Origin of the sequence: Rathayibacter sp. AY1A7 (assembly GCF_002930845.1) — a bacterium.
In the GTDB taxonomy this organism is placed as follows: Bacteria; Actinomycetota; Actinomycetes; order Actinomycetales; family Microbacteriaceae; genus Rathayibacter.
Window position 1 is genome coordinate 24934 of record NZ_PSTL01000009.1, and the last position, 13546, is coordinate 38479.

The window sequence follows — 13546 nt, forward strand, 5'->3', positions numbered from 1 at the left end:
CCCTCCTCGCCGCGGACGCGCAGGCTCCCGACGCCTCCCCGAAACAGGGTCCGCCCGTCTCGTCCGACTGGCGCGGCGCCTACCCGCGCTCGGCGACGATGCGGGCGATGCGAGCCGGGACGGTGTCGTCCTGGAGGCTCGTCACGTCTCCGAGCGGGCGGCCGTCGCGGATGTCGCCGAGCAGCCGCCGCATGATCTTGCCGGAGCGGGTCTTGGGCAGATCCGGCACCACCACCACGTCGCGCGGCTTGGCGATCGGACCGATCGCGACCGCCACGTGGTCGCGCAGGAGCGCCGAGAGCGTCGAGCCGAGCGCGGCCCAGTAGGCCGGGTCCTCCTCGGCGCGGTCGACGGCCTCGTCGGAGGGGATGACGAACGCCGCGATGGCCTGGCCGGTCGTCGCGTCGGCGACTCCGACGACTCCGGCCTCGCCGACGGCCGGATGGGCGACGAGTGCCGACTCGATCTCGATCGTGGACAGGCGGTGCCCGGAGACGTTGATGACGTCGTCGACGCGGCCCAGCACCCAGACGTCGCCGTCGGCGTCGTACTTCGCGCCGTCCCCGGAGAAGAACCACCCCTGGGACGCGTAGCGGGCCCAGTAGGAGTCGCGGTACCGCTCCGGGTCGCCCCACACGGTGCGGGCGAGCGCCGGCCCGGTCCGGTCGACCACGAGGTAGCCGCCGGAGCCGTTCGGCACCCGCTCGCCGTGCTCGTCCACCACGAGGACGCCGAGCCCGGGCAGGGCTCCGAGCGACGAGCCCGGCTTGAGGGTCGAGACGCCCGGCAGCGGGCACATCACCGCGGCGCCGGTCTCGGACTGCCACCAGGTGTCGACGATCGGGCAGCGTCCGCCGCCGATCGCCTCGTGGAACCAGACCCAGGCCTCGGGGTTGATGGACTCGCCGACGGTGCCGAGCAGGCGCAGGCTCGACAGGTCGTACCGGGCGGGCACGCCCTCGGGGAACCAGGTCATCAGCGTTCGGATCAGCGTCGGCGCCGTGTAGTAGACGGTCACCCCGTACCGCTCGATGATCTCGAAGTGCCGGGCGGTGTGCGGGGTGCTCGGGGTGCCCTCGTAGATCACCTGGGTGAGCCCGTTCGAGAGCGGTCCGTAGATCTCGTAGGTGTGCGCGGTGACCCAGGCGAGGTCGGCGGTGCACCAGTGCACGTCGTCCGGCTTCGCGTCGAACACGGCCCAGTGCGTCCAGGAGGCCTGCGTGAGGTAGCCGCCGCTGGTGTGCACCAGCCCCTTGGGCTTCCCGGTCGTGCCGGAGGTGTAGATGATGAACAGCGGCGTCTCGGAGTCGAAGGCCTCGGCCTCGTGGACGTCGCTCTGCGCATCGACCAGCTCGTGCCACCAGACGTCGCGGCCCGGGGTCCACGGGACGTCGGTCTCATCGGTGCGGCGGACGACGAGGACGTGCTCGATCGACGCGACGCCCTCGACCGCCCGGTCGGCGCTCGCCTTGACCGGCACCGCCGCTCCGCGCCGGAACTGCCCGTCCGTGGTGACCAGGAGCTTCGCGCCGGTGTCCTCCACGCGGAACCGCACCGCCTCGGCGGAGAAGCCGCCGAAGACGAGCGAGTGGATCGCTCCGATCCGCGCGATCGCGAGCGTGATGACGATGGTCTCGGGGATCACCGGGAGATAGACGACGACGCGGTCGCCCTTCCCGATCCCGAGCGCGGTCAGCGCGTTCGCGGCGCGGGAGACCTCGCGCTGGAGCTCGGCGTAGGTGATCGACCGCCGGTCGCCGCGCTCGCCCTCGAAGTGGAGGGCGGTCTTCCCGCCGCGTCCCGCGTCCACGTGGCGGTCGACGCAGTTGACGGCCACGTTCAGCCGTCCGCCCTCGAACCAGGTCGTGCGCGGCACCGAAAGCGAGCCGTCGGGCAGCGGAGCGGCAGGCTCCCAGCTGTGGGCGGTGTGCCACGGCTCCGCCCACTCCAGGCGGCGGGCCGCCTCCTCCCAGAACGCGATCGGATCGGCGGCGGCTCGCGAGTACTCCTCCGCGCCCGCGTTCGCCTGGGCGGCGAAGGCCGCGGGCGGGGGGAACCGGCGGTGCTCGTCGAGCAGGTTGGCGATCGTCCCGCTCACGCTCGGAGCTCCCTCCCCGGCGCTCACGCCCACTTCCTCACGGCGTAGCGCTGGAACACGCCGACGACGGCATCGGTGAGCTTGCCCAGCACGGCCAGCAGGACGATCGCCAGGAACACCCGGTCGATCCGGCCGTTGTTCTGGCTGTCGATGAGGCGGAAGCCCAGGCCCATCGAGGACGCGATGAGCTCGGAGGCGACCAGGAACAGCCACGACTGGGCGAGCGCGAGGCGCAGCCCGGAGATCACGGAGGGGATCACCGCGGGCAGCTGCACCGTCGTGAAGAGCCGGACGCCCGAGAGCCCGAAGGCGCGGCCGGCCTCGACGAGGTGCCGGTCGACATGGCCGAGCGCCGTGGCCACCGTGGTGAAGACGGGGAAGAACGCGCCGATCGTGATCAGGGTGATCTTCGACTCCTCGCCGATGCCCATCCAGAGCAGCAGCAGCGGGACCCAGGCCAGCGACGGGACCGCCCGGATCGCGCCGAGGGTCGGGCCGAGGACGACCTCCCAGACGCGGGAGAGCCCGAAGAGCGCGCCGACCACGAGCCCGAGCGCCGAGCCGAGCGCGAACCCGATGAGCACGCGCTGCGTCGAGATGGCGACGTCCCGGCCGAGGTCGCCGCGCTGGGCGAGGTCGACGCCGGCCGCCCAGACCATCGCGGGCGAGGGGAAGACCGCCACCGAGACCATCCCGGTCGTCGTCGCGATCTGCCAGGCGGCGAGCAGCAGCACGGGCAGGATCGCGCCTCCCGCGACCACGAACCACCGTCGCGTGGTGAGCGGATGGGAGCGGTCCTCGCGGAGGCGGCGCTGGGAGGCCGCGACCGACGGGCCCGCCGTCACGAGTCCGGGCTCACCCGGCATCGGCGCGGACAGCGCGCTCCGCCGCAGCACATCGGCGTCGGTCGCGGTGTCGTCGTCGCGGATCGTCATCGTCGGTCTCCTCGGATCACGGGGTCGGGGGCGGAGGGCCGGACCCTCAGGCGCCGATGGCGCTCGGGTCGGCCGCCGAGGCGTAGGTGTCGTCGAGCAGCGAGTCGAGCGCGTCGTCGACCTGCTGCTGCGAGGCGACGTCGCCGTTCTCGACGAAGATCGGGCCGATCACGGCGAGCACGTCGGTCTGCGCGGAGCCGGGGACGTTGTCGACGTCGAGGTTGCTGCGCTCGGTGATGACCGTCGTCGCCACCGCCACGTCGAGGCCGGCGACGGAGGCGAGGATGCTCGCCGTCTCGTCCTGGTTCTCGAGCGCCCAGGCGCGGGCGTGCTCGTACGCGTTCACGACGGTCTGCGCGAGGTCCGGCTTCTCGGCGAGGAAGCTCTCGGTCGCGTTGAGCAGGCCGTAGGAGTTGAAGTCGACGTTGCGGTAGAGCAGGGTCGCCCCGGCCGCCTCGGCGCCGGCCATGATCGGGTCCAGGCCCGCCCAGGCGTCGACGGAGCCGTTCTGCAGCGCCGCCCAGCCGTCGGCGTGCTGCAGGTTCTGCACCGTCACGTCGCCGATACCCAGGCCGGCGGCCTCGAGCGCCTGCACCAGGAAGAAGTACGGGTCGGTGCCCTTGGTGGCCGCGATCTGCTTGCCCTTGAGCTGCTCGACCGACGTGATCGCCGAGCCGGCGGGGACGACGAGGGCCGACCACTCCGGCTGCGAGAAGATGTCGATCGTCCTGATCGGCGAGCCGTTCGAGCGGGCGAGCAGTGCGGCCGAGCCGGCGGTGGAGCCGACGTCGATCGCTCCGGCGCGCAGGGCCTCGTTGGCCTTGTTGGAGCCGGCCGACTGCACCCAGGCGACGGTGACCTGCTGCTCGGCGAGGGCGGCCTCGAGCCAGCCCTTCTCCTTGATGACCAGGCTCAGCGGGTTGTACGTCGCGAAGTCGAGCGTGAGCGTGCCGCCCTGAGTTCCTCCGGAGGCGGCGTCGGCGGTCGCGGCCGCCGCTCCTCCTCCGCCCTCGCCCTGCACGCAGCCCGCGAGGAGCGGGACGGCGGCGGCGGTGAGCAGACCGGCGAGAGCGGTGCGGCGGGTGAGCGGGGAGCTGGTGAACGACATGGGGGCCTCGGCTTCGGGGATGCGGTGACAGCGAGTGTGGACGCTGCAGGGGAGGGGCGGTGCGGGGAGGTGCTCGTGCGGTGGAGAGCGGGAGGAGGAGGTGGCTGGGGAGGGAGGTCGTGCCGCCCGGACCGTGCCGCCCGGGTGGAGGGATGCGGGTCGATCCGCCCGGGGTCAGTGCCGCTCGATGCCCAGCCCCGCGAGGAGCTCGGCCCGGTGCTCGGCGAGCTCCGCCGAGCCGCGGTCGCGCGGCCGCGCTCCGGGGACGGTGACGATCCGCTGGATGCGCGAGACGCCTCCGGGCTCGTCGCGCCCGAGGAGCACGATGCGGTCGGCCAGCTGGAGGGCCTCGTCGACGTCGTGGGTGACGAGCAGGATCGTCGTTGGAGCCGCCGCGTGCACGTCGAGCAGCAGGTCCTGCATCCGCAGGCGGGTCAGCGCGTCGAGCGCCCCGAAGGGCTCGTCCAGGAGGAGCACGCCGGGGTTCCGGGCGAGGGCGCGGGCGAGGGAGGCGCGCTGGGCCATCCCTCCGGACACCTCGCGGGGCCGCGAGCGGGCGTGCGCGGTGAGGCCGACCAGCGAGAGCAGCTCGTCGACGGCGGCGCGGGCCGCCGGGCGCGGGGTGCCGCGCGGCAGGCCGAGCGCGACGTTGTCGGCGATGCTCCGCCAGGGCAGCAGCCGCGGCTCCTGGAACGCCACCGCGCAGCGCGGGTCGATGCCGGAGACGGGGGCGCCGTCGATGAGGACGGACCCCTCGGAGGCGGTGTCCAGGCCCGCCGCGATGCGCAGCAGCGTGGACTTGCCGCAGCCGCTCGGGCCGAGGATCGCGATGACCTCGCCCGCGGCGGCCTCGAGCGTCACATCCGTCAGCACGGGGGCCCCGGGCGCGAAGGTGCGGCCGACCCCCTCGAAGCGCACGGGGAACGCCGACTGGCCGAGCTCGGCGTCGAAGGCCAGGCTCGTGCGGGCGGCGGGGGTGGCGGGCATGTCTCTCCGGGCAGCGGGACGGACGGGCGGATCGTCCGATCGTACGGAGAGGCTCCCGGCGGCACAGCGGGGACCGACACGGGGAGTAACACAGGGGTGGGACGCGGAAGGCCTCCCCGGTCCGCGGACGGAGGAGGCCTTCCGCGGGAGGGCTACGCCTGGACGAGCACGAGCTCCTCGAGGGGCAGGCGGGTGCGCGGCGCGGTCTCGCGCTCGCGGAGGGCCTCGTTCGCCAGCGCGTCGGCGTCGGCCGCGACTCCCACCGCGGCGATCGTCACCGGGTCGAAGCGCTCGTCGACGCCGAACGCGGCGCGGACGGCGTCCTTGTCGAAGCCGGCCATCTGGTGCACGTGCAGGCCCTCGTGGTGCGCCTGGACGCTGAGGTGGGCGATCGACTGGCCGAGGTCGTAGACGGCCCAGGGGCGCGGCTTCCCCTCGGAGTCGACGGTCTCGGCGAGCGCGACGACCAGGACGGCGGCGGAGCCGGCCCAGGCGCCGTTGAAGCCGGCGAGCGTCGCGACGATGCGGTCGAACTCGTCGGTTCCGCGGCGGGCGACGATGAAGCGCCACGGCTGCGAGTTGCTGGCGGACGGGGACCAGCGCGCGGCCTCGAGGAGGGACGCGAGGGTCTCGTCGGAGACGGTCGCGGTCGCGTCGTAGGAGCGGGGGCTCCAGCGCTCCGCGAGGACGTCGAGGATCGGGGCGCTGGTGCTGGCGGTGCGGGAGGCGGTGGCGGACATCGCGGGGCTTCTTCCGTGCGGGGGACTGGGGGGAGGGGCTCCGTCGCCCGTGGAGCCCAACCGTCCCCGCCCCGCGGGCATTCCCGCGCGCGCACGGCAGGCGCCCGCGCGCGCGTTCGCCCACGGAGGAGCGGGGCGCCTCCGAGCCCCGGAACGGTACGGTGGGAGACGGCGTGGTCACCCCGCGCACCACCATCCACGACTCTGGAGGATCATCCATGGCCCAGCACTTCGACGTCGTCGTCCTGGGGGCAGGCCCCGGCGGATACGTGGCCGCGATCCGCGCCGCCCAGCTCGGCAAGTCCGTCGCCGTCGTCGAGAAGCAGTACTGGGGCGGTGTCTGCCTCAACGTCGGCTGCATCCCGTCCAAGGCGCTGCTGCGCAACGCGGAGCTCGCCCACCTCTTCCACACCCAGGCGAAGCAGTTCGGCATCTCGGGCGACGTCTCGTTCGACTTCGGCGCGGCGTTCGACCGCAGCCGCTCGGTCGCGGACGGCCGCACCAAGGGCGTCCACTTCCTGATGAAGAAGAACAAGATCGCCGAGTTCGACGGCGTCGGCTCCTTCACCGGCCCGCAGGGCCTCGACGTGCAGCTGGGCAAGGGCGGCACGGAGTCGCTGACCTTCGACGACGCGATCATCGCGACCGGCGCGAGCGTCCGCCTCCTCCCCGGCGTCGAGCTCTCCGAGAACGTCGTCACCTACGAGACCCAGATCATGACCCGCGAGCTCCCCGACACGATGGCCATCGTGGGCGCGGGCGCGATCGGCATGGAGTTCGCCTACGTCCTCAAGAACTACGGCGTCGACGTGACGATCATCGAGTTCATGGACCGCGCCCTCCCCAACGAGGACCCGGACGTCTCCAAGGAGATCCAGAAGCAGTACAAGAAGCTCGGCGTCGAGATCCTGACCTCGACCAAGGTCGAGTCGGTCGTCGACAAGGACGGCTACGTCACGGTCACCTACACCGCGAAGGACGGCACGCAGTCGACCCTCGAGGTCGACAAGGTGCTCATGTCGATCGGCTGGGTCCCCCGCACCGAGGGCTTCGGCCTCGAGAAGACGGGTGTCGAGCTCACCGAGCGCGGCGCGATCGCGATCGACGACCACATGCGCACCAACGTGCCGCACATCTACGCCATCGGCGACGTCACCGCGAAGCTGCAGCTCGCGCACGTCGCGGAGGCGCAGGGCGTCGTCGCCGCCGAGACCCTCGCCGGTGCCGAGACCCAGACCCTGGGCGACTACCGGATGATGCCGCGGGCGACGTTCTGCCAGCCGCAGATCGCCTCCTTCGGCCTCACCGAGAAGCAGGCGACGGACGAGGGACACGAGATCACCGTCTCGACCTTCCCCTTCATGGCGAACGGCAAGGCCCACGGCCTCGGCGAGCCCACCGGCTTCGTGAAGCTCATCGCGAGCAAGAAGTACGGCGAGCTCCTCGGCGCCCACATGATCGGCCCGGACGTCTCGGAGCTGCTCCCCGAGCTCACGCTCGCCCAGAAGTGGGACCTCACCGCGACCGAGCTGGCCCGCAACGTGCACACCCACCCGACGCTGTCGGAGGCGCTGCAGGAGGGCTTCCACGGCCTCAAGGGGCACATGATCAACATGTAGGGCTCGTCCCTCCACGGCCTCCGGCCCGCAGGATCCCGCTCGGCTCGTCCGCGGCGGATCCGGCGGGCCGGAGTCGTCTCCGGGGGCGTCCACAGGGCTCCGGCGCCGCTCCCGCTACCGTGGCCCGATGGATCCGCGCCTGCTCGACCGCCTCGCCGCCGACGCCTGGCCCGCGCTCGTGCGGCGCCCCCTCGGCCCATGGGAGCTGCGCGCCTCCTCGGGGGTCACCAAGCGCGCGAACTCGGTGCTCGCGTCCGGCGACGTCGTCGACCAGGAGGCGGCCCTCGACACGGCGGAGGCGTTCGCCCGCGAGCACGGGATCGCACCCCTCGTGCAGATCGGACCGCCGAGCCCCGCCGGTCTGACCGGGCTGCTCGCCGAGCGGGGCGCCGCGCCGATCGACCGGACGCTCGTGCTGACGGGTTCGGTGCAGGAGGCGCTCGCCGCCCTGTCCACGACGTCGAGGCCCGCGCCGCCGGTATCCGCGCCGCGGCCTCGCGTCCGGCTCGCCCCGGCTCCCGACGAGGACTGGCTCGCCCTCTGGTGGTCGGTGGACGGTCGCGGTGGAGCGGAGGAGCGTGCGGTCGCCGAGCGCATCCTCGCGGGCTGCCCCTCCTCCTACGCGCTCGCCGTCGACGGGGACGGCCCGGCCGCGACCGGCCGCCTCGCGCTCGTCACGGCGCCGGACGGCGAGCTCTGGGGCGGCCTCTTCGCGCTGGTGACCCGGCCGGACGCCCGGCGCCGCGGGCTCGCCTCCGCCGTGATCCGCGCCCTCTTCGAGGACGCGTCCGGCCGGGGCGTCGCGCGCTTCTGGCTCCAGGTGCTCGCCGAGAACGTCGGCGCGCGCCGCCTCTACGCGTCCCTCGGCTGCCGCGAGTCGTCCTGGTACGAGTACTGGCGCTGACCCGCTCGCGGAGGAGGAGCGGGGTGCCCGGGTCAGGCGTTCGCGAGCACGGCGCGGGCGACGGCCTCGGCCTTCGCCGCGTCGCCGGTGACGGTCACGCGCCACCACACGTCGTCGGCGAGCGCGTCGATCTCGCAGACGCCCGCCGCGCAGCCGGTGAGGGCCTTCTCGCCGAAGCCGTCGAGCGGCTCGAGCGGGATCGCCAGGCCCGAGGTCAGCGAGAGGTTCCGCCAGCCGTCGTCGCCGTTCGGGAGCGCGTCGACCGTCACGCCCGAGTAGGCGGCGCTGGAGGCGTCGCTCCAGCTGCAGGAGGCGTACCCGGCCCGGGCGGCGGCAGCGGCCGACGCGGTGGTCGGCGTCCCGGTCCCCGTCCCCGCGGTCGCCTGCGCGAGACCGGCGGCACCGGACAGCTGCTCGGCCGTCAGGACCTCGGTGCAGACGGGCGCCGTCGCGGTGACCGGCTCGTCGAGGGTGCCGAGCGCGGCGGAGGCGGTGCCGGTCGCCAGCGCGGCGAGGTCGACGGCCGCGGGGGCGCCGCGCAGCTGCAGCGTCACCCAGGTGGCGCCGGCGAGCAGGTCCAGGTCGCAGCTGCCGTCGGTGCAGGAGCCGTAGGCCTCGACGGCGGTCTCGAGGCGCGGGCTCGGACGGCCGGCGAACGCCTCGGCGGCGTCGTCGACCGCGGCCGCGGTGATCGAGGCGTCCTCGTCGTACCAGGCGCAGCGGAGCACTCCGCCGTTCTCCTCCGCGGCCTCGCGGATCAGCTCGCCCGAGGAGCGCGTCGTCACCTCGCGGCTGCCCTCGAGAGCGCTGCGGGAGACCCCCAGCGCCGAGGCCGCCCGCGTGGCGGGGAGGAGGGAGTCGCAGCCCAGGCGGGTCGAGGCCGTGGGCGTGGGCGAGGGCGTCGGAGTCGCGGAGGGAGTCGGAGCGGCGGTCTCGGACGCCGACGGGGTGGCCGCGACGTCCGAGCGTTCGGCCGACGTGCAGCCCGTCAGCGCGACGAGAACGGCGAGCGCGGCGCCGACCGTCGCCAGGCGCGGGAGGCGGGCCCTCACGCGGCCAGCTCGCGCTCGATCGCGGCCGTGAACGCGTCGATGTCGTCCTCCGTCGTGTCGAAGGAGCAGACCCAGCGGACCTCGCCGGTCGCCGGGTTCCAGTCGTAGAAGCGGTAGGCGGCGCGGAGCCGGTCCGCGACTCCGGGCGGCAGCGTCGCGAACACCGCGTTGGCCTGGGTCTGCTGCGTGAACTCGAGCCCGGTGATCCGGCCGGCGGCGATCGCCTCCTCGAGCCCCGAGCGCAGGCGCGCCGCCATGGCGTTCGCGTGCCGGGCCGAGCGGAGCCACAGGGGCTCCTCCTCGCCGCCGTCGCCGAGCAGGGCGAGCAGCTGCGCCGAGATGAAGCGCATCTTGGAGGACAGCTGCATGTTGGTCTTGCGGAGGAAGGTCAGCCCGGTCGAGGCCGCCGGGTCGAGCACGACGATCGCCTCGCCGAGCAGGATGCCGTTCTTGGTGCCGCCGAACGAGAGCACGTCGACGCCTGCGTCGGTCGTGAAGGAGCGCAGGGGCAGGCCGAGGGCGGCCGCGGCGTTCGCGATGCGCGCCCCGTCCATGTGCAGCCGCATGCCGAGGCCGTGCGCGTGGTCGGAGAGCGCGCGCACCTCCTCCGGGGTGTAGACGGTGCCGAGCTCGGAGGACTGGGTGATCGAGACCACGAGCGGCTGGGCGCGGTGCTCGTCGCCGAAGCCCCACGCCTCCTGGTCGACCAGCGCCGGGGTCAGCTTGCCGTCGGGCGTGGGGACCGTGAGGATCTTGATCCCGCCGACCTTTTCCGGCGCTCCGCCCTCGTCGGAGGTGATGTGCGCGGTGCCCGCCGAGACGACGGCGCCCCACCGCGGCAGCATCGACTGCAGGCCGGTGACGTTGGCGCCCGTGCCGTTGAAGACGGGGAAGGCCTGGGCCTGCTCGCCGAACTCGCGGCGGAACGCCTCCTGCAGGCGCTCGGTGTAGACGTCCTCGCCGTAGGCGATCTGGTGCGCTCCGTTGGCCGCGGCGATCGCGGCGAGGACCTCGTCGTGCACTCCGGAGTAGTTGTCGGAGGCGAAGCCGCGGACGTCGGGATCGTGCAGAGCGCTCATCCCTCCATCTTCGCAGCCCGCCGCCCGGAGGAGCCCCGGAGGCGCCCGCCGAGACACCCCTCCTGCCTCCCGCATGTTTCGGGCAGGTGAAAGGACGACGACCCGAAAGCCGATCTCCGTCAAGAAGTTGGTATCGGCTGGGAGGCAGGCCACTCTTGACGTATGCGCATGGACACGACGGGAGCTGTCCGCGACATGCCCGCCCCTCCCGGGGTGGACGAGATCGCGGCTCGCTTCGGCGATCCCGTCCTCGCGTTCGCGCCCCAGCCGAGGCTGGAGGAGTTCGCCGCGGCGCAGACGATGGCGCTCGGCCGCTTCGTCGAGATCTCGCTCTCGTACTCGTTCTACAAGAACCCGCGCAACCGCGCCGACCCCGTCAACCACGTCCCGCTGACCCCCGAGCAGAAGCGCGCGATCGAGCGCGCCGAGAACGACCACCTGCCGCCGTGGATGGTCGACCAGGTGACGCGGATGCGGTACCCGGTGCTCTGGGAGGCGGTCCGCACCTCCGTGCCGATCCCCGCCGAGCGCAGCCGGCCCCTGGAGTCCCGCCTCGCGGCCCACATGGGCGACGTGCTCCGCAACACCTTCCCGGGCCGCGTGCGCAGCCGCCGCGGCGGGATGCCGGTGGTCGCCGCCGCCCTCCGCGACGAGGACGTCGTGCGGGGCGTCCCGGTGATCGTGGACGGGGAGGCGCTGCGCGGCTACCGCGTGGACACCGATCCGGACGTGGTCGCGATCGGCGCCCGCGTCGACGGCCGCTACATGACGGTCGTGCTCGACCGGAAGATCGTGCCGGAGATCCGGATGGAGTTCGTCCGCCGCACCCCGCCGCGCCCGGCCTCGAGCCAGTCCCGGCGCTGACCGCCCCGGCGTCGAGCACCTCCGAGCCGTCCACCACGGTGCCGACCGCTCAGGGGCGCCCCGGCACCGCGATCCCGTGCTCGTAGGCGAACACGACCGCCTGGATCCGGTCGCGCACGCCGAGCTTCATCAGGATCTTCGAGACGTGCGTCTTCACGGTCGCCTCGCCCACGAACAGCTCGGCCGCGATCTCGGCGTTCGACCAGCCCCGCGCCAGGTGCACGAGCACCTCCCGCTCGCGTTCCGTCAGGTCGGCCACTCCGGAGTGCTCGGCCGCGGCCGGCGTGTGCTCGGGCACGGACGCGAACCGCTCGATCACGCGCCGGGTGACGTCGGGGGCGAGCATCGCGTCGCCGCGGGCGACCACCTGCACGGCCTCGACCAGCTCCTCCGGCGACGCGTTCTTGAGCAGGAACCCGCTGGCGCCGGCCGAGAGCGCCTCGAAGAGGTAGTCGTCGCGGTCGAAGGTGGTGAGGATGAGCACCCGCGAGCACAGGCGCGGGTCGGCCACGATCTCGCGGGTCGCGGCCAGGCCGTCGAGCCCGGGCATCTGCACGTCCATGCAGATCACGTCGGGGCGCAGCTCGGAGGCGCGCTGCAGGGCCTCGAGCCCGGTGCGGGCCTCGCCGACCACCTCGATCCCCGGCTCCGACTCGAGGATGATGCGGAAGCCCACGCGGACGAGCTCCTGGTCGTCGACGAGCAGCACGCGCACGTGCTCGGTCATGGGCGGCCCCCGCTCGCTCGCTCCTGACGCCCCCGCGGCGTCTCCGACGACGGTACCGGGTCGCCGGCGTCCGGCACGCTCGCCCGGACGGGAGACAGCGGCACCCGGGCGTGCACGAGGTAGCCTCCGCCCCTCGGCCCCATCTCGATCCAGCCGCCGACCGCGGCCGCGCGCTCGCTCATGCCGGTGTGCCCCAGTCCGCAGGAGGCGGGAGCGCTCGGGTGCGGGCCGGACCCGCCGTCGTCGGCGATCTCGAGCTCGACCGCGTCGGGGGCGTAGCGGAGGCGCACCTCGGCGTGCGCGCCGCGCCCCGCGTGCTTGCGGACGTTCGTGAGCGACTCCTGCGCGATGCGGTAGAGGCTGAGCCCCACCGTCGCGGGGATCTCGCGGGGCGTGCCGAGGGTGAGGAAGACGGTGGGCAGGCCCGACCCGCTGGACGCCGCGACCAGCTCCTCGAGCTGGGCCACCCCGCGGGTGGACGCGGCGTCGGTGAGCGGATTCGGGACCGCGTCCTCGGCGCGCAGCGCGACCAGGATGCGGTGCAGCTCCTCGATCGCCGAGCGCGCGTCGCCCTCGATGGCGCTGAGCGATGCCGCCGCCCGCTCCGGATCCCGCGCCAGCACCCGCCGCGCCGCTCCCGCCTGCACGCCCATCACGCTGACGTGGTGCGCGACCACGTCGTGCAGCTCGCGCGCGATCCGCAGCCGCTCGGAGGACACGGCCTGCCGGGAGGAGCGCTCCCGCTCGTCGTCGAGCTCTGCCGTGCGCGTCTCGAGCGCCTCCAGCCGGCGGGCCGACTGCCACGACGCCTCGCCGAAGACGTAGGCGCTGCCGAAGTAGAGCAGGTTCGACACGACCGCGAGGGCCGACTCCGCCGCGTAGGGCGAGAGCAGGCCCGGGGAGTCGTCGACCGGCACGGAGCTGCCGAAGTACTCGCCCGTGGCGAGGGTGGTGAGCAGCCAGCCCAGCATCCCGACCGCGATCGCCACTCGGACGACGAGCGCCGTGCGCCGGTTCCGGCCCCACGCGCCGACCGTGTAGAGCGCGAGGAACAGGCAGATCTGGCCGAAGAGCGACTCCGGCACCTGGAGCACGATCCCGAGCGCGTAGACGACGGAGAGCCCGGCCGCCACGCTCGCGGGGAACCGGCGGCGCAGCGCGAGGGGCAGGGTCATCAGGACGGCCCAGTGGGCGCTGACGACGGGGTGCGCCGCGTCCGGGAAGCCCGCCGAGGAGTACAGCGCGACGGAGACGATCGTCGCCACCAGCAGGATCCCCGCGGTGACCGCGTCGCGCACGTATCCGGCCCGGCTCGGCGCTCGCCGGATCCAGCCCGCGTCGAGCGGGTCCGCGGCTCCGTCACCTGAGGGCATGCGCCCCACGCTAACCGACGCCGGTCGGACGGGGCCCCGGGAGGCGGAGGAGCGCACCGC

At 73.7% G+C, this 13546-nt stretch carries 12 protein-coding genes; 3 read left to right on the top strand and 9 right to left on the bottom strand.

Going from position 1 to position 13546, the window contains the following annotated elements; translation table 11 throughout:
* Nucleotides 1-79 precede the first annotated feature (79 nt).
* The 5 genes from acs to C5B95_RS08960 all read right to left on the bottom strand — a co-directional run bounded on the left by acs (nucleotide 80) and on the right by C5B95_RS08960 (nucleotide 5868).
* Entirely contained in the window at nucleotides 80-2098 is a 2019-nt protein-coding gene (acs, locus tag C5B95_RS08940; protein ID WP_104349013.1) for an acetate--CoA ligase, read from the bottom strand.
* Between the two features lie 23 nt (nucleotides 2099-2121).
* Nucleotides 2122-3033 carry an ABC transporter permease gene (locus C5B95_RS08945; protein ID WP_258059892.1) on the bottom strand — a complete coding sequence of 304 codons (912 nt, stop codon included), beginning with the start codon at nucleotides 3031-3033 and terminating at the stop codon, nucleotides 2122-2124.
* A 46-nt stretch (nucleotides 3034-3079) separates the two neighbouring features.
* On the bottom strand, nucleotides 3080-4141 hold the full coding sequence (locus tag C5B95_RS08950; protein ID WP_104250694.1) for an aliphatic sulfonate ABC transporter substrate-binding protein: 1062 nt from the start codon (nucleotides 4139-4141) through the stop codon (nucleotides 3080-3082).
* A gap of 174 nt (nucleotides 4142-4315) precedes the next feature.
* Nucleotides 4316-5128: an ABC transporter ATP-binding protein gene (locus C5B95_RS08955; RefSeq protein WP_104348977.1), complete on the bottom strand. Its 813-nt coding sequence runs from the start codon at nucleotides 5126-5128 to the stop codon at nucleotides 4316-4318.
* 152 nt (nucleotides 5129-5280) lie between these two features.
* Complete coding sequence (locus C5B95_RS08960) at nucleotides 5281-5868, bottom strand: nitroreductase family protein (RefSeq protein WP_104348978.1); 588 nt, start codon at nucleotides 5866-5868, stop codon at nucleotides 5281-5283.
* Nucleotides 5869-6086: 218 nt separating this feature from the next.
* On the opposite strand from C5B95_RS08960, the gene lpdA reads away from it, so the two are divergent.
* Both lpdA and C5B95_RS08970 read left to right on the top strand, forming a co-directional pair.
* Nucleotides 6087-7487 (top strand): dihydrolipoyl dehydrogenase, encoded by a 1401-nt coding sequence (gene lpdA, locus C5B95_RS08965; protein ID WP_104348979.1) that lies wholly within the window; start codon nucleotides 6087-6089, stop codon nucleotides 7485-7487.
* 127 nt (nucleotides 7488-7614) lie between these two features.
* Nucleotides 7615-8391 carry a GNAT family N-acetyltransferase gene (locus tag C5B95_RS08970; protein ID WP_104348980.1) on the top strand — a complete coding sequence of 259 codons (777 nt, stop codon included), beginning with the start codon at nucleotides 7615-7617 and terminating at the stop codon, nucleotides 8389-8391.
* A gap of 32 nt (nucleotides 8392-8423) precedes the next feature.
* Here the strand turns inward: C5B95_RS08970 and C5B95_RS17465 are convergent, their stop codons facing one another.
* On the bottom strand, nucleotides 8424-9443 hold the full coding sequence (locus C5B95_RS17465) for a hypothetical protein (protein ID WP_181068037.1): 1020 nt from the start codon (nucleotides 9441-9443) through the stop codon (nucleotides 8424-8426).
* Nucleotides 9440-10522 (bottom strand): low specificity L-threonine aldolase, encoded by a 1083-nt coding sequence (locus tag C5B95_RS08980; protein ID WP_104348981.1) that lies wholly within the window; start codon nucleotides 10520-10522, stop codon nucleotides 9440-9442. Before C5B95_RS08980 ends, C5B95_RS17465 begins: the two co-directional genes overlap by 4 nt.
* Before the next feature lie 168 nt (nucleotides 10523-10690).
* On the opposite strand from C5B95_RS08980, the gene C5B95_RS08985 reads away from it, so the two are divergent.
* Nucleotides 10691-11386, top strand: a complete 696-nt coding sequence (locus C5B95_RS08985) for a hypothetical protein (protein ID WP_104225730.1) — start codon at nucleotides 10691-10693, stop codon at nucleotides 11384-11386.
* Nucleotides 11387-11435: 49 nt separating this feature from the next.
* Here the strand turns inward: C5B95_RS08985 and C5B95_RS08990 are convergent, their stop codons facing one another.
* Complete coding sequence (locus C5B95_RS08990) at nucleotides 11436-12113, bottom strand: response regulator transcription factor (RefSeq protein WP_104348982.1); 678 nt, start codon at nucleotides 12111-12113, stop codon at nucleotides 11436-11438.
* Nucleotides 12110-13486 carry a sensor histidine kinase gene (locus C5B95_RS08995; RefSeq protein ID WP_104348983.1) on the bottom strand — a complete coding sequence of 459 codons (1377 nt, stop codon included), beginning with the start codon at nucleotides 13484-13486 and terminating at the stop codon, nucleotides 12110-12112. The genes C5B95_RS08990 and C5B95_RS08995 overlap by 4 nt, the downstream gene beginning before the upstream one ends.
* Between the last annotated feature and the right edge of the window lie 60 nt (nucleotides 13487-13546).

Excerpts from the sequence above, each read along its gene's own strand:
- C5B95_RS08980 (WP_104348981.1), bottom strand. The coding sequence starts at position 10,522 with ATGAGCGCTCTGCACGATCCCGACGTCCGCGGCTTCGCCTCCGACAAC.
- C5B95_RS08985 (WP_104225730.1), top strand. The coding sequence starts at position 10,691 with ATGGACACGACGGGAGCTGTCCGCGACATGCCCGCCCCTCCCGGGGTG.
- C5B95_RS08990 (WP_104348982.1), bottom strand. The coding sequence starts at position 12,113 with ATGACCGAGCACGTGCGCGTGCTGCTCGTCGACGACCAGGAGCTCGTC.
- C5B95_RS08945 (WP_258059892.1), bottom strand. The coding sequence starts at position 3,033 with ATGACGATCCGCGACGACGACACCGCGACCGACGCCGATGTGCTGCGG.
- C5B95_RS08950 (WP_104250694.1), bottom strand. The coding sequence starts at position 4,141 with ATGTCGTTCACCAGCTCCCCGCTCACCCGCCGCACCGCTCTCGCCGGT.
- lpdA (WP_104348979.1), top strand. The coding sequence starts at position 6,087 with ATGGCCCAGCACTTCGACGTCGTCGTCCTGGGGGCAGGCCCCGGCGGA.
- C5B95_RS08960 (WP_104348978.1), bottom strand. The coding sequence starts at position 5,868 with ATGTCCGCCACCGCCTCCCGCACCGCCAGCACCAGCGCCCCGATCCTC.
- C5B95_RS08970 (WP_104348980.1), top strand. The coding sequence starts at position 7,615 with ATGGATCCGCGCCTGCTCGACCGCCTCGCCGCCGACGCCTGGCCCGCG.
- C5B95_RS08955 (WP_104348977.1), bottom strand. The coding sequence starts at position 5,128 with ATGCCCGCCACCCCCGCCGCCCGCACGAGCCTGGCCTTCGACGCCGAG.
- C5B95_RS08995 (WP_104348983.1), bottom strand. The coding sequence starts at position 13,486 with ATGCCCTCAGGTGACGGAGCCGCGGACCCGCTCGACGCGGGCTGGATC.